Raw genomic sequence first — 18,090 nt, 5'->3', positions numbered from 1 at the left:
CAGGTCAGTCCAGTACTTCGGGCTCGCGGCGCAGCAGCGAGCGCACCGCGCCGGCCCAGAACACGTCGGTGCCGCGCTCCAGCAGCGACCGCTTCATGCCGTGCCGCAGCCCCGGGCCGATGGCGAGGGGGTCGCGGCCGAGCAGCATGACGTCGTACGCGAGGCGGCAGGCCCGGTCGATGCTCGCCGAGCGGTACGTCGCCTCCTGGATGGTCGGCGCGGTGACGATGATGCCGTGGCTGGCCAGGATGACCACCGACTTGTCGCCGATGCGCCGCGCCAGGTCGGCACCGAGCTCGGCGTCGTCGACCTCGCCGGTGTACTCCTGAACGAACGCCAGATCACCGTCGAACATCGACCCGGTCTGGTGCACGATCTCGGGCAGCACGCCGACCGCCGCCAGCACGGTGACGTAGTACGGATGGTTGTGCACCACGACCCGCGCGTCGGGCCGCACCCGGTGCAGCTCGGTGTGGATGTGGAACGCCGGCGTCACGTCCCAGCGCCCCTCGACGACCTTGCCGTCGCGGTCGACCACGCACAGGTCCGAGGCCGAGACCTCGTCCCACCACAGCCCCCACGGGTTGATCCACATGTCGCCGTCGTCGTTCTTGAGCATCGTGATGTGCCCGGCGATGTTCTCGCTGAAGCCGTCGTGCGCCAGGATCCGGAAGGCACACGCGAGCGCCTGCGCCTCGGTGAGCTCCACCCCGACCGGCGGCGTGACGCGCGGCGTCCAGACGGCCGCGCCCCCCTGCCTGACCGGCGCCTCGACGTCGGTGTCCGTCGCAGCTGACACGTCCCCTCCCTCACGGTTAAGAACTAATCTTTTAAAAGATTTACCAAGGCCCACCGCGAAAAGCAAGCAATCGCTTGGTTGGCTCCTGGGTCCACCCGGCCGCCAGGCGCAATGGCGGCAGCGTCGGGGTGCGGGAAGCCCGGCGGGCTGCCCGCCAGCCGGCAGGAGCCGCACATCTACGGGGTGCGGCTGATGATGTCGACGGACATCTCCGCCACGTTCACGGCCGCGGCGGCCGGGTCGACAGAACTGGCCGAACAGCTGAAGACCGAGAACGCGCAGCTGCCGGCAGCCGATCTACATCGCCGACGGTAGCGCTCGGGACTGGCACGTGTCGCACCGATCCCGGTCCGTCCAGTCCGGATGCGACAGTTCCTCCGGCGTGAGCTCGGGCTCGCCCAGGTCGGCGCGGACCGTAAGCCGGAAGCGCCAGAGCGCCTCCGCGAACAAGTGGTAAGCGTCGTGGTACTCGGCCGAGTCCAGCGCCGAGCCGTCTCGCACGGCGTCGCGCACGCCGATCAACGCATGGAACGCTGACTCGCCGGCAGCGAGCTGTCCTGGGGTACCCGTCACCAGCAACTGCTCGCGCACGGCGTACACCGGGGCCACCGCCTCCCCCGCCGCGACCCGCCGCTCCGCCGCGTCTCGCCCCGCCGCCGCGACCGGCCGCAGCGCACCCAACGCGTCGACGAGCGCGACGGTGAATGCCACCCCCTGCCGGCGTCGCTCCTGCTGGCGGTCCCGGCCTCGCTGGCTGCGGTCGCGCCGGACGTCCACCAGGAGTGAACTGCCCAGCGCGATGACGGCCCCGATCACAGCGCTCAGCAACGGTGCCCAACTCATGCCGACCATGATGGCATCACGCCACCCGCGCACCCGGAGTCGTCATGAGGCGGCCGGCGCGGGCCGGATACGGCAGGAGGCGGACCTCTTTCCCCGCGATCCGGAAGATCGTCTTGTAACGTGTGCGCGATGACGGAACCGTTGCCGCTGCCACCGTGTGAGCCCGGCGGGCCCGATCCGGCGGCTCTGGCGGCCTCGATCGGCGAGTGGGTGACATCGCCGGCGCTGGCCGAGCTGGTCGGGCACTTCGGCGGCCGGGTGCCGGACGGCCCGGTCGGCCCGGCGCTGGCGTGGGCGGCGCAGTTCTCGCAGGTGTGGGACTTCCGGGCCGGGGTGCGGGAGCGGTTCGACACCGCCCGCCTCGACTACGGGCCCGAACTGGACACCCGGCTGCGCGAGCTGATCCACGCGCTCGGCCTCGGCGGGCGCGACCGCCCGGCGCGCGACGGCTACGACCACGTCGTCATCCTGGGTGGCGGGATCCGGGTGGCCCTCGGCCGGACCGACTACACCGCCCGGCTGCTGGAGGGCGACCTGCGCGCCCGGACCCTCGCCGGGCTGGGCAGCCTGCGGTGGCGCGACGACCGTGAGCACCGCGAGGGCATCCGCCTCGGGCTCGGCCCGATCGACACCGAGGCCGACATGATGATGGTGGGGCTGCGCCAGTTCCTCAACCTCCCGGAACCGGCGGCCGTGCGCGAGGGTGACGGCTGGTGGCACCGGGTCTGGCCGGGCCCGTGCCCGGGCGTCGAGGAGGTCCACGTGCTGGCCGCCGCGTCGACCCGGCCGCCGCGCCGGGCGAACACGGCCGACACCCTCGTCGGGTGGGCCGAGCACGTGTGCACCCCGGCCGCGGCCGAGCGCGTGCTGCTGGTCACGAACGACCCGTACGTCCGGCACCAGCACTGCGACGCCGTGCGCCTGCTGGGCCTGCGCTACGGCTGCGGCATCGAGACGGTCGGCTTCGACGACCTCGCGATGCGGGCGTGGGGGCGGCCGCTGAGCACGACCGAGCTGCTGCAGGAGGTGCGCTCCTCGCTGCTGGCCATGCGCAATCTCCACGACGCCGTCACCCTGTGACCGCCCAGCGGCGGTCCGTCGCCGCGGTGCCGGGGCCGCGCCCGGCGGGCACACTGGGACCATGCCGAAGCGTTGGGACGCGGTGCTGGACCGCGCGGGCCGCATCGCACGCAGCATCGCGCGGACGCCCTGGCAGCGCCGCACCGTCGCCGCTTCGCTGCTCCTGCTGACCGGCTCCCTCTGGGGAGTGAGCGCCGCGTCGCCGGGGCGCCCGGCGCTCCTGCCGGCGGAGCCGCCGTCGCTCCAGGCGGTCGCCGCGATCCAGGCCGGGCGCCCGGCCGGCTTCCCGGTCGGCGGCATCGACCTGTCCAGCCACGACCACGGCCGCTTCACCGTGCACTGGCCCACCGAGGTCGCGGCGGGCAGCCAGTTCGTGTACATCAAGGCCACCGAGGGCACCGGGTACGTCAACCCGCACTTCGCGGCCGACTACGCCGCCGCGCGGGCGGCCGGACGGTACGTCGGCGCCTACGTCTACGCCCGCCCCGACCGCGGCGACCCGGTCGGCCAGGCGGAGTTCTTCCTGCGGCACGCGAAGTTCACCCGCGACGCGCGGACGCTGGTGCCGTTCGTCGACCTCGAGTGGCCCTACGCCGGGGTCCGGGCCGGCGACTGCTACGACCTGACCCCGCAGCAGATGCGCGCGTGGATCCGCGCGTTCGTGGACCGGATCGAGGCCGGCATCGGCCGCAAGCCGATGATCTACACGAACACCTACTGGTGGAACCCGTGCACGGGCAACGACGCGTCGTACGGCGGCTATCCGCTGGACATCGCCAACTACTCGACCAGGGCCATGAAGTTGCCCGCCGGGTGGAGCACGTTCGCGCTGTGGCAGTACCAGCCGGGCGACCCCGAGCAGCGCCACAGCCACGACCGAGACGTCGTCAACGGCGGCCCGGCCGGCCTGCGGGCGCTGGCCTGGCCGCCCCCGCCCGGCGGCTGAGGACGCCCCTTCCAGATTCTGAGAAATTACGGTCAGAATTTTGCAAGCTGCTGTGCTAGTTTTTCGCCTCCACGTAACCACGCGACGGGGGAGACGGCATGGCAGCGGACGTGCTGGTCCGGGCCGACGGCCTGGCCAAGGTGCACCGCGCCGGCGGCGTGCGCGCCGTCGACGGCATCACCTTCGAGATCAGCCGCGGGGAGGCATTCGGGTTCCTGGGGCCCAACGGCGCCGGCAAGTCGACCACCATGCGCATGATCGCGTGCGTCTCGCCGCCCTCCGGCGGGCGGCTGCGGGTCCTCGACCTCGACCCGGTCCGCGACGGCTCACGCATCCGGGCCCGCATCGGTGTCGTACCGCAGGACGACGCCCTCGACACCGAGCTCACGGTCGAGGAGAACCTGCTCATCTACGGCCGCTACTTCGGCCTCTCCCGCCGGCAGGCGCGCGACAAGGCGGTACAACTGCTGGATTTCGCGCAGTTGACGGACAAGGCGGGCGCAAAGGTGGCCGCGCTCTCCGGCGGGATGCGGCGACGGCTGACGATCGCCCGATCGCTCGTGAACGACCCCGAAATCCTCCTGCTCGACGAGCCCACCACCGGGCTGGACCCGCAGGCCCGGCACGTGCTGTGGGACCGGCTCTTCCGGCTCAAGCAGGACGGCGTGACGCTGATCCTGACCACGCACTACATGGACGAGGCCGAGCAACTGTGCGACCGGCTCGTGGTCATGGACAAGGGCGCGATCGCCGCCGAGGGCTCGCCGCGGGAGCTCATCGAGCGGTACGTGACCCGTGAGGTTCTCGAGCTGCGCCTCCCGCCGGGCGCGCCGCCGCCGCGGGCCGGGGTGCTGGTGGAGCGGGTCGAGGTGCTGCCGGACCGGGTCCTGCTCTACACCGACGACGGCGAGGCCGCCCTGGCCAAGGCCGGCGCCGACGGGATCGAGCCGATCACCGCCCTGGTCCGCCGGGCCACGCTCGAGGACGTCTTCCTGCGCCTCACGGGACGGTCCCTGGTCGAATGAGGGCTCTTGCGCTGCGCGAGTTCGCGTACTGGATGCTGCACTACCGCCGCAACTGGCGGGCCACCATCGTCATCAGCGTGCTCAACCCGCTGCTGTTCCTGCTCGCGATGGGCGCGGGCCTGGGCCGGCTCGTCGACCGGCACACCGCCCCCGACACCCTGCACGGCGTGGCGTTCCTGGCCTTCTTCGCGCCCGGCCTGCTCGCCGCCGCGACGATGCAGACCGCGGTCACCGAGGCGACCCGCCCGGTGTTCCTGGCCGTGCGCCCCGGCGGCAGCTACCGCAGCGCGACCGCGGGGCCGCTCGGCCCCGACGACGTGCTGGCCGGGCACATGACGTTCATCGCCTTCCGGATCGCCACCTCCGCGGTGTGCTTCGTCGCGGCGCTGCTGTGCTTCCCGGCGCTGCGCACCCCGGGCCTGCTGTGGCTCACCCCGGCGTCGCTGCTGACCGGGCTGGCCTTCGCCGCGCCGCTGGCCGCGTGGGTCGCGACCCTGGAGACCAGCGCGCCGATCATGCGCCTGTTCCGCTTCGGGATCATGCCGATGTACATGTTCTCCGGCGTGTTCTTCCCGGCCGAGCAGGTGCCGGTCGCGCTGCGGTACGTCATCTACGCCACCCCGCTGTGGCACGGCACCGAACTGTGCCGCGGCCTGTTCCTCGGTGACGCCGGCCGGCTCGCCGTGCTCGGCCACACCGCGTACCTGGCCGCACTCACCGTCCTGGGCCTGGCGCTGGCCCGCCGCACCTACCTCAGGCGGTTGTTCGCATGACCCGCGCGTTGCTGCTCGTCGAGCGCAATCTCATGATTTATCGGTACACCTGGGCGATGCTCGCCGCCGAGGTGCTCGAGCCGCTGCTGTATCTGCTGTCGATCGGCGTCGGCGTCGGGCAGCTGGTCGGCGCGGTGCCCGGCCTCGACGACCCCGGCATCACCTACGCCCAGTTCGTCGCCCCCGCGCTGCTGGCCACCGCGGCGATGAACGGCGCGATGAACGAGACCGCCTTCGGGCTGTACTTCAAACTGCGCCACGACCGCGTCTACGACACGATGGTCACCACCCCGCTGACCGTGCGCGACATCGCGCTGGGCGAGACCGCCTGGGCGCTGCTGCGCGGCGCGATCGCGAGCTGCGGGTTTCTGGCCGTCGTCGCGGTGCTGGGCTACGCCCGCTCGCCGTGGGTGCTGCTCGCCGTGCCCAGCGCCGCGCTCGTCGGCTTCGCGTTCGCCGCCGCGGGCCTGGCCGTGGCCACGTTCCTGCGCAGCACCGCCGACTTCCAGCTGATCCAGCTGGTCATGCTGCCGATGTTCCTGTTCGCGACCACGTTCTTCCCGGTCACGGTGTACCCACGCCCGGTGCAGCTGTTCGTGGAGTGCCTGCCGCTCTACCACGCGATCCAGCTGCTGCGTGAGCCGGCCCTGGGCCACGTCGGCCCGGCGCTGCTGCCCTCGGCCGCGTACCTGGTCGCGTTCGGTGCCCTGTCCGTGGCGATCGCCCTGCCCCGCCTGCGCCGCGCACTGCTGTCCTGACCCCGACGGCCGACTCCTCGGGGCAACGGGCATTTCCTGCTAAATGCCTGATATGTCGGAAAAACTGTCGCGGAGCGGCGGATTTTCCCGTCCCCAAGCCCGTGGCGATGGATCTTGGCCATCCGGCACGCGATATACCTAAGTCCGTGACCATCTTCGCCGACGATGCCATCGAGCACCGCCCGCGGCCGCCGATGCCCGGTTCCTGACTGACGCGACGCAACTCATACGCTGAAATACATAAAGCGTCTTCCCGACAACGCTTGCGTTCCGTATGGGACCAGTTGCTAGGGTCTGCGACGCTCGGTGATCCGGATGTAAGGGGGACGACGTGGGACTGTGGGACAAGGTCAAGGGCGAGTTCATCGATATCATCGAGTGGCTCGACGACAGCCGGGACACGATCGTCTGGCGGTTCCCGCGCTACCAGAACGAGATCAAGATGGGCGCCAAGCTCGTCGTGCGCGAGTCGCAGGTCGCGGTCTTCGTCAACGAGGGCCAGATCGCCGACGTGTTCGTCCCGGGGACCTACACGCTGCAGACCCAGAACCTGCCGATCCTGTCCACCCTGAAGGGCTGGAAGTACGGGTTCGACTCGCCGTGGAAGGCCGAGGTCTACTACGTCAACACCCGGCAGTTCACCGACTTCAAGTGGGGCACCCAGAACCCGGTCATGATGCGCGACCCGGAGTTCGGCATGGTGCGAATCCGGGCGTTCGGTGCGTACGCGCTGCGCGTGACCGACCCGGAGAAGCTGCTCAAGGAGCTCGTCGGCACCGACCCGCAGTTCCGCACCGAGGAGGTGTCGGAGTTCCTGCGCCAGCTCATCGTCGGCCACCTCGGCAGCGCCCTGGCCGCCGCGCAGGTGCCGGTGCTCGACCTCGCCGCGCAGCAGCTCACGATCGGCACGAAGCTGGCCGGGGTGCTGACCCAGGAGCTGGCCAGTTACGGCATCCAGATCCCCAAGTTCATCATCGAGAACATCTCCCTGCCGCCGGAGGTCGAGGAGGCGCTGGACAAGCGCACCTCGATGGGCGTGCTGGGCAACCTGGACCAGTACACGAAGTTCCAGGCCGCCAACGCCATGGAGGCCGCAGCGAACAACCAGGGCGGCGCGGGCGAGGGCTTCGGCCTGGGCCTGGGCATGGCGGCCGCGCAGCAGGTGGCCAACTCGATGAACGCCGCACAGCAGCGCCCGCCGCAGTACGCGCCGCAGCAGCCGTACGCCCCGCAGCAGCAGTACGCTCCCCAGCAGCCGCAATACGCTCCCCAGCAGCAGTACGCGCCCCAGCAGCCGCAATACGCGCCGCAGCCGGCTCCCCAGGGCCCGCCGCCACCGCTGCCGCAGCAGGACCAGTGGTACGCCGCGATCAACGGCGCCCAGGCCGGCCCGTTCGACGCCGGCGCGCTCGGCGGGCAGGTGCAGGCCGGGCAGATCAACCGCGACACGCTCGTGTGGAAGAACGGCATGGCCAACTGGACGCCGGCCGCTCAGGTGCCCGAGCTCAGCAACCTCTTCGCCGCCGCTCCCCCGCCGCTCCCCCCGATGGGCTGATCCGAACATGTCGCAGAGCCAGTATCCGTGCGCCGCCTGCGGCGCCGATGTCGAGTTCGCGCCCGGCACGAACGTGCTCAAGTGCCCGTACTGCGGCCACGAGACCGTGCTGCAGTCCACCGGCGCGCGGGTCCGCGAGCACGACTACCTCAACTTCACCAGCCTGCCGCGCAAGCCGGTCGCGATGCTGGCCAAGAACGTCTTCGTCTGCCGTAACTGCGGCGCGCAGACGGAGAGCGACGCCATCTCCGACCGCTGCCGGTTCTGCCACGCCCCGGTCGTTGCCGAGCTCAACCCCCAGGACCTGGTGGTCCCGGAGGCGGTGCTGCCCTTCGTGCTCGACAAGCGCCGGCTGCGCGAGTCGCTGGGCAAGTGGGCCTCGTCACGCTGGTTCGCGCCGTCGGGCCTGAAGAAGGTGACCGAGGCGGAGACCGCCAAGAGCATGTACCTGCCGCACTGGACGTACGACGCCCGGACCGTCTCGGACTACGTGGGCCAGCGCGGCGAGCACTACTGGGTCACCGAGACCTACACCGAGAACGGTGAGACGAAGACCCGCGAGGTGCAGAAGACGCGCTGGTACCACGCGAGCGGCACCGTGGCGCGGGACTTCGACGACGTGCTGGTGACCGGCACGACGAGGGTCGCGCAGAAGCACCTCGAGCAGCTCGACCCGTGGCCGCTGCTCGACGCGCAGCCGTACCGCCCGGAGTACCTCGCCGGGCACGAGACGCTGCGCTACGACGTCGAGCCGGAGTCGGGCCTGGAGTCGGCCAAGCAGAAGATGGCCCCGGTGATCGAGGGCGACTGCCGCGCCGACATCGGCGGCGACGAGCAGCGCGTCAACAGCGTGCACACGCAGTACAACGACGTGACGTTCAAGCTCATGCTGCTGCCGGTGTGGATCGCCTGCTACCTGTACGCCGGCAAGACGTACAACATCCAGGTCAACGGCGTGACCGGCGAGGTCGTGGGCGAGCGCCCGTACAGCGCCATGAAGATCGCCCTGGCGATCCTCGCCGCGATCGCGGTCATCGCCGTGATCATCGGGTTGTACGCGCTCAGCAAGCACTGACGCCGTGCGCCGGGGGCGCGCCGTCCGGGCGCGCCCCCACCGATCCCCGCCGGATGACAGACTGCGGCGGTGATCGATCACCGCGCCGCGGCGTTCACGCGCGCCGCGCCGGCCCTGGCCGAAGTCGACGACGACACCCTGGCCGAGGCGCTCGCGGCCGCCACGCCGCTCGGCGCCGGCATCGGCGGGCAGACGGCCGGGCTCGACGTCGACGGGGTGCCGGTGTTCGTCAAGCAGGTCCCGCTGACCGCCACCGAGCTGGCCGCGCCGCACGACACCGGCAACCTGTTCGGGCTGCCGGGGTTCTACCAGTACGGCATCGGCTCGGCCGGCTTCGGCGCGTGGCGGGAGCTGACCGCGCACCGCCTCACCACGGCCTGGGTGCGCTCGGGCCGCCATCTCGGGTTTCCGCTGCTGTACCACTGGCGCGTGCTGCCCCGCGTCCCGGCCGGGGCCGTCGACGTGGACGAGCGGGTGGCGTTCTGGGACGGATCGGCGGCGGTCCGCCGGCGGCTGACGGAGCTCAACGCGGCCGGGTCGGCGCTGGTGCTGTTCCTGGAGCGCATCCCGTACGGACTGGGCCCCTGGCTCACCGAGCGGCTGGCCGGCGGTGACGGAAGCGCCTGCGCGGCGGTGGCCGCCCAGCTGGAGGCCGGCCTGGCCGCGATGAACGCGGGCGGCCTGCTGCACTTCGACGCCCACATGGGCAACCTGCTCACCGACGGCCGCCGGGTGTACCTTACCGACTTCGGCCTGGCCCTGCATGAAACGTTCGCCCGTGCCCCGGACGAGGCGTCGTTCTTCCGGTCCCACGCCGGCTACGACCGCGACTACACCACCGGCCACCTGGCGACGTGGCTGGCGTTCACGCTCGGCTCCCCCGGCGACTGGGGACGCGCCCTGGCCCTGGTCGCCGAGGCCGCGACCGGCGCGCTGCCGGCCGAGCTGGACGACGCCCCGGTCGAGGCCCGCCGCCTGATCCTGCGCGACGCGCCGACGGCGGCGCGGATGAACGACTTCTTCACCGGCCTGATCGAGACGTCGAAGCACACGCCGTATCCCTACGCGGATCAGATCAACAATTCGGCCGTACGATAACGTTTACCCCGTGCAGGCCACCGTTTCCGCTTCCAACCCCGTGCGGGTTCTCGAGATCGGTGGCAGTCACGTGACCGCCGGTAGCGTCGAGGTCGCCGGCCATCGCCTTCTCGACCGGCAGCGGCACCCGCTCGATCCCGCGCAGGACGCGCACACGATCGTCGGGGTGCTCGCGGACGCGGCCAAGCGGCTGCTGCCCGGGCCGGCCGACCGGTGGGCGGTGGCGATGCCGGGGCCGTTCGACTACGCGGCCGGGGTGTCGCTGCACGAGGGGGTCGGCAAGTTCGACCAGCTGCGCGGGGTGGACCTGCGCGCGGCGCTGGCCGCGGCGATCCCCGCCGAGCCGGGGGCATTCACGTTCGTGAACGACGCCGACGCGTTTCTGCTCGGCGAGTGGGTCGACGGGGCGGCGACCGGGACCAGCCGGAGCGCGGCGATCACGCTGGGCACCGGCATCGGCTCGTCCTGGCTCGCCGACGGGGCCGTGGTGTCCAGCGGGCCCGACGTGCCGCCCGACGGCGAGATCCACTTCTGCGACGTCGACGGGGTCAACATCGAGGATCTCGTGTCGGACCGGGCGCTGGTGCGCGGATACCTGGCCCGCACCGGCACCACCGTTGACGGCATGCGGGGCCTGGCGGCGCTCGCCCGGGACGGCGACAAGGACGCCCGCGAGGTCGTCGACGCCGCGTTCGGCGTCCTCGGCCGGCTGCTCACCTCGTGGCTGGAGCGCTTCGGCGCCGAGGTCGTGGTGATCGGCGGGTCGATGATCGGCGCGTGGGACCTCATCGAGCCGGCGCTGGGCCTGGCGGTGCCGGCCCGGCCGGTCCGAGACACCGAGCGCTCGGCCCTGCTCGGCGCCGCCTATGCGGGGCGCACCGACGCCTGACTGAAAGGTCCCGGGAGAGATGTCCGCTGCCCTCGTGTCCGAGCCCGTCCCCGGCGTCTGGGTGCTGCGCACGCCGCGCAGCGCCTACGTGCTGTCGCTCGGCGGCGAGGACGTGCCGCTCGCCGCGCACTGGGGGGCGCCGGTCGACGACGACGCGGCGGTGGCGCTGGCGAAGGTGCCGTTCGACGCGGCCCGGGGCAGCTGGGAGAGCCACGTCGACGGGCGCGAGGAGTACCCGTCGGACACCGGGATGCGCTTCGTCGAGCCGGCGCTGGCGTTGCGCTTCCGCGACGGCGGCCGGACGGTGCGGTGGGTGTTCGGCGCCGGCGAGGTCGACGGGGCCGACCCGGGGCACCTGCGGCTGCGGTACACGGAGCTGACCCGCCCGCTGCGGCTGGTCCTGCACTACCGGGTGTCCGCCGCGCACGACGTGATCGAGCGCTGGGCCGAGCTGCAGACCGACGTGCCGGTCGAGGTGCTGCGCGCCGACAGCGCCGCCTGGTGCCCGCCGCCGCGCGAGGGCTACCGGCTCGGTTCGCTGCACGGGCGGTGGGGGGCCGACAGCCGGCTGGAGCGCTCGGCCCTGCCGGACGGGGTCGTACGCCTGGGCAGCCGCCGCACCACGACGAGCCCGATGCACAACCCGTGGATCGCGCTGGACGACGGCACCGCGACCGAGACGACCGGCGAGGTGTGGACGGCGGCGTTGGCCTGGTCCGGCACCTGGCGCATCGACGTGCAACGCCTGCCGGCGGGGCGGGTCGTCGCCAACGTCGGCGCCGGGCACGAGGAGCCGGTCGCGAGCCTGTCCGGCGGTACGACCTATGCGACCCCGCGCTCGTGCGGGCTGTGGAGCGACGGCGGCTTCGGCGCGGCGAGCCGGGCCTGGCACGACTACGTGCGCGGCCACGTCCTGCCGCACGGCGACGAGCTGCGCCCGGTGCTGTACAACTCGTGGGAGGCGACGGGCTTCCTGCTCGACGAGGCCAACCAGATGGCCCTGGCGGAGCGCGCCGCGGCGCTCGGCTGCGAGCTGTTCGTCATGGACGACGGCTGGTTCGGCGCGCGGGTCAGCGACAACGCCGGCCTCGGCGACTGGCTGCCCAACAGCACCCGGTTCCCCAACGGCCTCGGCCCGCTCATCAAGCGCGTCGGCGAGCTCGGCATGCGCTTCGGCATCTGGGTCGAGCCGGAGGCGGTCAACCCCGACAGCGACCTCTACCGGGCGCACCCCGACTGGGTGTACGCCTCCCCCGGGTACCCGCGCCACGAGATGCGCAACCAGCTCGTCCTCGACCTGGGCCGGCCGGACGTGGCGGCCTGGCTGCACGGGTGGCTCGACACGCTGCTGACCGACAACGACATCGCGTTCGTCAAGTGGGACATGAACCGCCCGGTGACGGACCCGGGCCCGCAGCGCGACCTGCTGTGGTCGTCGCGGCACGCGCTGAACCTCTACGCGATCCTGGACCGGCTGCGCCGCGACCACCCGCACGTGCGCTTCGAGTCGTGCGCCTCCGGCGGCGGCCGCGTCGACCTGGGCATCCTCGCCCGCACCGACCAGGTGTGGCCGAGCGACAACACCGACGCCAGCGACCGGCTGCACATTCAGGAGGGTTTCAGCCAGCTGTACCCCGCCCGGGCCATGACGGCGTGGGTGACCGACGCCCCGAACTTCCTGACCGGCAACCGGCTGCCGCTGCGGTACCGCTTCCACGTGGCGATGGCCGGCGTCCTCGGCATCGGCGGCGACCTGGCCCACTGGTCGCCGGAGGAGCAGGCGACGGCGGCGGAGCTGATCGCGCGGTACAAACGGATCCGCCCGATCGTCCAGCACGGTGCGCTGCACCGGCTGCGCTCCCCGCGCGAGTCGGACGCCCCGGCGCTGGCATACCTGTCGGCCTCGGGCGAGGAGGCCGCGGTGTTCCAGCTCCTCGACGGCCACCGCTACGGCGAGCCGGCCCCGCCGGCCCGCCTGCCGTTCCTGCCGCCCGGCACGTGGCAGGACGCCGACACGGGCACCCGCTACCCGGCGGCGTTCCTGGCCGTGCACGGCCTGGACGCGGGCCTGTACCGCAACCACGACAGCGCCGTCACCCATCTGCGGCGGGTGTCGCGGCCGGCCTGATCAGCCCAGGGCGAGCTGGGAGCGCACGTAGGCGAGGTTGTCGCGGGTGCGCTCGGCCAGCGGCAGGGCGGTGGAGAAGTCCTCCAGGGTGACCCAGCCGTCGTAGCCGTGCTCGCGCAGGGCCCGCAGGTAGGCGCCGACGTCAGCCTGGCCCTCGCGCAGCGTCGCCCAGTCGGCCTTCCAGGTCACGGTGCCGTCGGCGGCGGTGCCGGTGCGGTGCCAGGCGACGTTCTTGACGTGGACGTGCTGCAGGTAGGGGCCGAGCAGCTGGAACGCGGCCCGGTGGTCCTCGTGGCCCTCGATGACGAGGTTGCCCAGGTCGTGGATGACGCCGACGGCGGCCGGGTCGAGCCCGTCGACGAGGCGCAGGGCGGCGGACGCGGACGAGGCGATGGTCTCGTGGTGCAGCTCGACGAGGACGGCGACGCCGTGGCGGGCGGCCTCGGCGGTGGCCCACTCGAGGTCCTTGCGGGCGCCGGCGAACAGGTCGCGGTAGTCGCCGGTCTTCAGCAGCGGCATGGTGACCCGCACCCGGCCGGCGCCGAGGGCGGCGGTGGCGGCGAGCAGCCGGGCCACGTCGTCGCGCTCGAAGCTGCGGGCGTAGCCGCCGATGCCGGAGTACGCGAGGCCGGCGCCGCGGGTGAGGCGGTCGATGTCGCCGAGGCGGTCCTCGAGGCCGGTGAGGGGCCAGGTGGCGCGGTTGCCGGCCCAGAAGCCGGGGGTGCCGGCCGGGTCTGCCGGGTCTTGGTCGGTGACACGCCACTCGACGCCGTCCCAGCCCTGCTCGGCGAGGTTGGCGACGGCCTCCTCGGGGGTCCAGTCGGGTGTCGAGGCGGTGAAGACGGAGAACCTCACGTGCTACTCCTGGGTTGTGACGGTGACGTCGTCGAAGACGCCGTCGAGGACCTGACCGAAGTCGACGGGGCGGCCGAGGGTGGCCGAGACGTAGACGGCCCGCACGAGCGCAAGGGCGAGCAGGCCGTCGGCGACCCGCACCCCCGGTGGCCGGCCGGTGTCGATCGCCTCGACGATGTCCTGGTACTGCCGCAGGTGCCCGACGACGAACCCGTCCGCGGCCTTCGTGGCGCCGTAGCGTTCGCCGGGCGCCACGATGTCGAGGTCGAGGTCGCCGGGGGTGGCGGAGTGGAAGTACTCCAGCTGGTCGTCGTGCAGGATCGCGGACCCGCCGGTGCCGTGCAGGGCGAGGCGGACCGGCAGGCCGGGGTGGGCGCCGGTGGTGGCGTGCAGCACGGCGAGGGCGCCGCCGGCGAAGCGGATCGTGGCCACGGCGAGGTCCTCGACCTCGATGCGCTCGTGGCAGACCATAGCGGTGCGGGCGTAGACCTCCTCGGGGCGGCCGAGCAGGGCGAGCATCTGGTCGACGAGGTGGATGCCCTGGTTGGCCAGGGCCCCGCCGCCGTCGTACGCCCACGTGCCGCGCCAGTCGGCGGAGTCGTAGTACGCCTGGTCGCGCCACCACGGCATGGACACGACGGCGGACGTGACCCGGCCGAGCCGCCCGTCGCGGACCGCGGCCTGCACGGCGACCATCGCCGGGTCGAAGCGGTGCTGGCTGACCATCGCGCAGACCAGGCCGCGGCCCTCGGCCTCCAGCGCCACCTTCGCGAACTCGCGGGCCTTGGCCAGGCTGGTGTCCAGCGGCTTCTCCACCAGCAGGTGCGCCCCGGCCCGCAGCGTCTGCTCGGCCGCCTCGACGTGCAGGCCGCTGGGGGTGCAGACGGCGACGAGGTCGATCGGCTGCGCCCGCAGCGCCTCGGCCAGGGTCAGGTGGCATGCCGGGCGCGGGTCGAGCTTCGCGGCGAGGCCCTCGGCGGCCTCGATGCGGGCGTCGACGAGCGCGGCGACGCGCAGCCGCGGGTGCCGCCCGATCGCCTCGGCGTGGTTGGCACCGATGATGCCGCTGCCGACGATCGCCACGTTGAGCCGCGTCGTTTCGGAACTCATTTCACTCCTCCGGCCGTCAGGCCACCCACCAGGAACCGCTGGAATGCCAGGTACAAGACCACCACCGGCAGCGCGCAGACGAGCGCGGAGGCCATCAGCTGCCCGTACAGCGGGATGGCGCCGCCCTCCTGGGTCGCACCGAACACCTGCAGCGCCACGGCGGCGGTGCGGGTGTCGGCGTTGGTGATGACCGAGGCGAACAGGACGTCGTTCCAGCCGAGCAGGAACGCGAAGATGCCGGACACGACGAGGCCGGGCCAGCTGAGCGGGATGACGATCGAGCGCAGGATCCGCCACGACGAGGCGCCGTCGAGGCGGGCGGCCTCGTCCAGCTCGTGCGGCAGGCCGCGCAGGTAGGTGACCATCACCCAGGTGGAGAACGGTAGCGCGAACGTCAGATAGGTGATGAACAGCGCCCACCGGGTGCCGATGACGTCGATGCCGAGCACCCGGGACAGGTTGGCGAACAGCACGAACACCGGCAGCAGCATCAGGGTGCCCGGGATGCTCTGCAGCGCCAGCAGCCCGCGCAGGACCAGGCCGCGGCCGAGAAAGGAGAACCGCACCAGCACGTACGCCGTGGCCACGGAGACCAGGGCGGAGAGGACGGCGACGCCGCCGGCGACGAGGACGCTGTTGAGCAGGCCGTCGCCGAGCTCGACGGTGTCCCAGATGTCGAGGTAGTTGGCGGGGTGGAAGGCGCTGGGCCAGAACCCGCCGCGGGCCACCGCCAGGTCGTCGTTGACGCTCGCGAACAGCATGTACAGCACCGGCGTCAGCGCGAAGACGAGCAGCAGCGCGATGACGGCCGCCTGCAGGCCCCGGGGCAGCAGGCGCTGGACGTCAGTCTTCATTGCGGTTCAGCCTCACCGCTCGTAGGTACACCGACAGCGGGATGGCCACGAGCACCAGCGACAGCACCGCCATCGCGGCGCTGAGCCCGAACTTGAAGTTCTGGAAGCTCTCCACGTAGGTGAGCACCGGCAGCACCTCGACGTCGTGCGGGGCGGGGACGCCGAAGAGCACGTACGGCAGCGTGAAGCTGTTGAGGGTGTGCAGGAACTCGATGACCATGCCCAGGGCGAGCACGCCGCGCAGGTGCGGCAGCACGATGTGGCGCAGCTTCGCCCACCAGCCGGCGCCGTCCAGGGCCGCGGCCTCGTGCACGTCGTCGGCGATGCCCTGCAGCCCGGACAGGGCCAGCAGGTACAGCAGCGGCCACGACGTCCACAGCTGCACGAACGCCAGCACCCAGTAGCTGCGCGGGCCGTTGAGCCACAGGTACTGCTCGCCGAGGACCTGGTCCAGCGGCCCGGCCGGCTGCAGGATGGTCCGCCACACGGTGCCGACGACGAACGCCGGCAGCACGTACGGGATGAGGAACGCGGAGCGGACCAGGGCCCGCCCGGCGAAGCGCTGCTGCGTCGCGAGGGCCGCGGCCAGGCCCAGCGGCACCGCGGCGACGGTGACGATCACGGAGTAGCCGACGGTGACCCAGATCGCGTGCGGCAGCGCGGTCTCCCGCCACGCCTCCAGGTAGTTGCCGATCCCGACGTTCGGGGCGTCGGTCCACTGCCGCAGTGTGTACTGGTTGAGGTCCAGCGTGGACACCAGCAGCGCCACGGCCAGCGGCAGCAGGATGACGACGAGCAGCAGGACGCCACCCGGCGCCAGCATCCACAGTGGACGCTGACGCCGGCTGACGGCCCGGCGGGCCGGTCGGACCGGCCGGGCGCGACGAGCGAGAGTCGTCACTTCGCCTCGTCGACGGCGCTCTGCGCGTCCTTCTGCGCGGCGCTCACCAGCGACCTGAGGTGGCCGTCGTCGACCTTGCCGGCCTTGAGGTCGGGTATCGACTGCACGACGACGTTGACCAGGGCCAGCTGCACCTTGCTCCAGCCGCCGTTGAACGGTGTGCCGTGCGCCTTCGACGCCGAGTCGACGATCGCGGCCAGGGCCGGGTCGGCCTGCAATTCCTTGGCCGCGGCGGCGTTCGTCGGCAGCTCGCCGAACGTCTTGTAGTACGCCTTCTGCTGATCGGGGCTGGTCAGCAGCTTCACCAGGGCCAGGGCGAGGTCCTTGTTCTTGCTGTACTTGGCCACGACCAGGTTGTCGCCGGACAGGATGCTGGTCGCGCCGACGCCGCCGCCGGGAAGGCTGGTGGCGCCGGGCGGGATCGTCGGCATGATCGCGTACGCGTACTTGCCGGCGACCTGCGACTTGTCCAGGGTGACCTTGGAGGTGGCCGAGACCATCGGCAGGAAGGCCGCCTTGCCGGCGCCGAACTCGGCGATCGCCTGGGCGTTCTTCCAGCCGACCGCGGCCGGGTCGACGACCTTGTCGGTCGCCAGCCAGCCCAGGTAGGTCTGGTAGGCCTTCACCGTCGCCGGGTCGTCCAGCGACGCCTTCTTGCCCGCCACGAGCGGGTTGCCGGCCTGCACGCTCATCGCCCAGATGAACTTCCACGGGTCGAACCCGTCGGCGTAGGCGATCGCCATGCCGTAGGTGCCGCCGGTGGTGAGCTTCTTGGCCTGCTCACGCAGCCCGTCCCAGTTGTCCGCCGGCTTGTCGATGCCGGCGGCCTTGAGCAGCTCGGTGTTGTACGCCATGACGAACGGCCGGCTGGTGAACGGGATGCCGACCTGGTGCTTGTCGTCGGGGCCGGAGATGCCGAGCGTGGCCTGCACGAAGGAGTCCTTGCCGCCGGCCTTCTGCCAGTCGGCGTCGGTGAGCTCCAGGAACGCGCCGGTCGCGTAGGCGGTCGGGGTGAACGTCGTGCCCAGCGAGTAGACGTCCGGGCCCTGCCCGGACACGACCGACGTCTGGATCTTCGTCAGCTCGTCGTTGGCCGAGGCGAACGTCTCGAACTTCACCTCGGCGCCGGTCTGCGCCTTGAACGCGTTGCTGGTGTCGGTGAACCACTGCTTCTGCTGCTGCGGATAGATCGTGTTGGCCTGGACCAGCACGTTGAGGGTCTTGCCGGCGCCGTTGAGCGCGCCGTCGCTGCTGCCGTCGCTCTTCGCGTCGTTACCGCAGGCCGCCAGCGCCAGGGCCGCGGCGGCGCCGACGGCGATGATCTTCAATCGGTTCATAAGGGTGTCCACTCCTCAGTGAGCGGTGCGCCGCCGCGGCGTTGGGGGTGTCGGCGACGCATCG

General features: G+C 72.0%; 18 protein-coding genes. 11 read left to right on the top strand and 7 right to left on the bottom strand.

Annotated elements, in window-relative coordinates:
- Positions 1 to 4: 4 nt before the first annotated feature.
- Entirely contained in the window at positions 5 to 799 is a 795-nt protein-coding gene (locus ACGFI8_RS16800) for a class II aldolase/adducin family protein (protein WP_392805515.1), read from the bottom strand.
- Between the two features lie 111 nt (positions 800 to 910).
- Between ACGFI8_RS16800 and ACGFI8_RS16795 the strand changes: the two genes are divergently transcribed.
- Complete coding sequence (locus tag ACGFI8_RS16795; protein WP_392805513.1) at positions 911 to 1,114, top strand: hypothetical protein; 204 nt, start codon at positions 911 to 913, stop codon at positions 1,112 to 1,114.
- On the opposite strand, the gene ACGFI8_RS16790 is transcribed toward ACGFI8_RS16795, so the two are convergent.
- The gene (locus tag ACGFI8_RS16790) at positions 1,097 to 1,642 is read right to left on the bottom strand and encodes a hypothetical protein (RefSeq protein WP_392805511.1); all 546 of its coding nucleotides are present in this window, start codon (positions 1,640 to 1,642) and stop codon (positions 1,097 to 1,099) included. The genes ACGFI8_RS16795 and ACGFI8_RS16790 overlap by 18 nt on opposite strands.
- A 129-nt stretch (positions 1,643 to 1,771) precedes the next feature.
- Between ACGFI8_RS16790 and ACGFI8_RS16785 the strand changes: the two genes are divergently transcribed.
- The 10 genes from ACGFI8_RS16785 (at position 1,772) to ACGFI8_RS16740 (ending at position 12,969) form a co-directional block, all read left to right on the top strand.
- Positions 1,772 to 2,722, top strand: a complete 951-nt coding sequence (locus tag ACGFI8_RS16785; protein ID WP_392805509.1) for a hypothetical protein — start codon at positions 1,772 to 1,774, stop codon at positions 2,720 to 2,722.
- Positions 2,723 to 2,783: 61 nt separating this feature from the next.
- Complete coding sequence (locus tag ACGFI8_RS16780; RefSeq protein ID WP_392805506.1) at positions 2,784 to 3,668, top strand: GH25 family lysozyme; 885 nt, start codon at positions 2,784 to 2,786, stop codon at positions 3,666 to 3,668.
- 98 nt (positions 3,669 to 3,766) lie between these two features.
- Positions 3,767 to 4,693, top strand: coding sequence for an ABC transporter ATP-binding protein (locus ACGFI8_RS16775; protein WP_392805503.1), 927 nt, complete (start codon positions 3,767 to 3,769; stop codon positions 4,691 to 4,693).
- Positions 4,690 to 5,466: an ABC transporter permease gene (locus tag ACGFI8_RS16770; RefSeq protein ID WP_392805500.1), complete on the top strand. Its 777-nt coding sequence runs from the start codon at positions 4,690 to 4,692 to the stop codon at positions 5,464 to 5,466. Before ACGFI8_RS16775 ends, ACGFI8_RS16770 begins: the two co-directional genes overlap by 4 nt.
- On the top strand, positions 5,463 to 6,224 hold the full coding sequence (locus ACGFI8_RS16765; RefSeq protein WP_392805497.1) for an ABC transporter permease: 762 nt from the start codon (positions 5,463 to 5,465) through the stop codon (positions 6,222 to 6,224). Before ACGFI8_RS16770 ends, ACGFI8_RS16765 begins: the two co-directional genes overlap by 4 nt.
- A gap of 331 nt (positions 6,225 to 6,555) precedes the next feature.
- The gene (locus ACGFI8_RS16760) at positions 6,556 to 7,779 is read left to right on the top strand and encodes an SPFH domain-containing protein (RefSeq protein ID WP_392805494.1); all 1,224 of its coding nucleotides are present in this window, start codon (positions 6,556 to 6,558) and stop codon (positions 7,777 to 7,779) included.
- 7 nt (positions 7,780 to 7,786) lie between these two features.
- Positions 7,787 to 8,854: a hypothetical protein gene (locus tag ACGFI8_RS16755; protein ID WP_392805491.1), complete on the top strand. Its 1,068-nt coding sequence runs from the start codon at positions 7,787 to 7,789 to the stop codon at positions 8,852 to 8,854.
- A 69-nt stretch (positions 8,855 to 8,923) separates the two neighbouring features.
- Positions 8,924 to 9,952 carry a hypothetical protein gene (locus ACGFI8_RS16750; protein ID WP_392805488.1) on the top strand — a complete coding sequence of 343 codons (1,029 nt, stop codon included), beginning with the start codon at positions 8,924 to 8,926 and terminating at the stop codon, positions 9,950 to 9,952.
- A 10-nt stretch (positions 9,953 to 9,962) separates the two neighbouring features.
- A complete protein-coding gene (locus tag ACGFI8_RS16745) occupies positions 9,963 to 10,841 on the top strand; it encodes an ROK family protein (RefSeq protein ID WP_392805485.1) in 879 nt (292 codons plus the stop codon).
- A gap of 34 nt (positions 10,842 to 10,875) precedes the next feature.
- Positions 10,876 to 12,969: an alpha-galactosidase gene (locus tag ACGFI8_RS16740; RefSeq protein ID WP_392805482.1), complete on the top strand. Its 2,094-nt coding sequence runs from the start codon at positions 10,876 to 10,878 to the stop codon at positions 12,967 to 12,969.
- On the opposite strand, the gene ACGFI8_RS16735 is transcribed toward ACGFI8_RS16740, so the two are convergent.
- Genes ACGFI8_RS16735 through ACGFI8_RS16715 form a run of 5 tightly spaced genes read right to left on the bottom strand, consistent with a single transcriptional unit; the run spans position 12,970 to position 18,026 of the window.
- The gene (locus tag ACGFI8_RS16735) at positions 12,970 to 13,824 is read right to left on the bottom strand and encodes a sugar phosphate isomerase/epimerase family protein (RefSeq protein ID WP_392805479.1); all 855 of its coding nucleotides are present in this window, start codon (positions 13,822 to 13,824) and stop codon (positions 12,970 to 12,972) included.
- Positions 13,825 to 13,827: 3 nt separating this feature from the next.
- Entirely contained in the window at positions 13,828 to 14,934 is a 1,107-nt protein-coding gene (locus tag ACGFI8_RS16730) for a Gfo/Idh/MocA family protein (RefSeq protein WP_392805476.1), read from the bottom strand.
- Positions 14,931 to 15,788 (bottom strand): carbohydrate ABC transporter permease, encoded by an 858-nt coding sequence (locus tag ACGFI8_RS16725; protein WP_392805473.1) that lies wholly within the window; start codon positions 15,786 to 15,788, stop codon positions 14,931 to 14,933. Before ACGFI8_RS16725 ends, ACGFI8_RS16730 begins: the two co-directional genes overlap by 4 nt.
- Complete coding sequence (locus tag ACGFI8_RS16720) at positions 15,778 to 16,689, bottom strand: carbohydrate ABC transporter permease (RefSeq protein ID WP_392805470.1); 912 nt, start codon at positions 16,687 to 16,689, stop codon at positions 15,778 to 15,780. Before ACGFI8_RS16720 ends, ACGFI8_RS16725 begins: the two co-directional genes overlap by 11 nt.
- A complete protein-coding gene (locus ACGFI8_RS16715; RefSeq protein WP_392805467.1) occupies positions 16,686 to 18,026 on the bottom strand; it encodes an ABC transporter substrate-binding protein in 1,341 nt (446 codons plus the stop codon). The genes ACGFI8_RS16720 and ACGFI8_RS16715 overlap by 4 nt, the downstream gene beginning before the upstream one ends.
- Positions 18,027 to 18,090: the final 64 nt, after the last annotated feature.

Source organism: Dactylosporangium sp. NPDC048998 (genome assembly GCF_043197855.1).
Lineage (GTDB): Bacteria > Actinomycetota > Actinomycetes > Mycobacteriales > Micromonosporaceae > Dactylosporangium.
The sequence above is the reverse complement of the archived record's forward strand: the minus strand, read 5'-3'. Positions and strand labels throughout refer to the sequence as shown.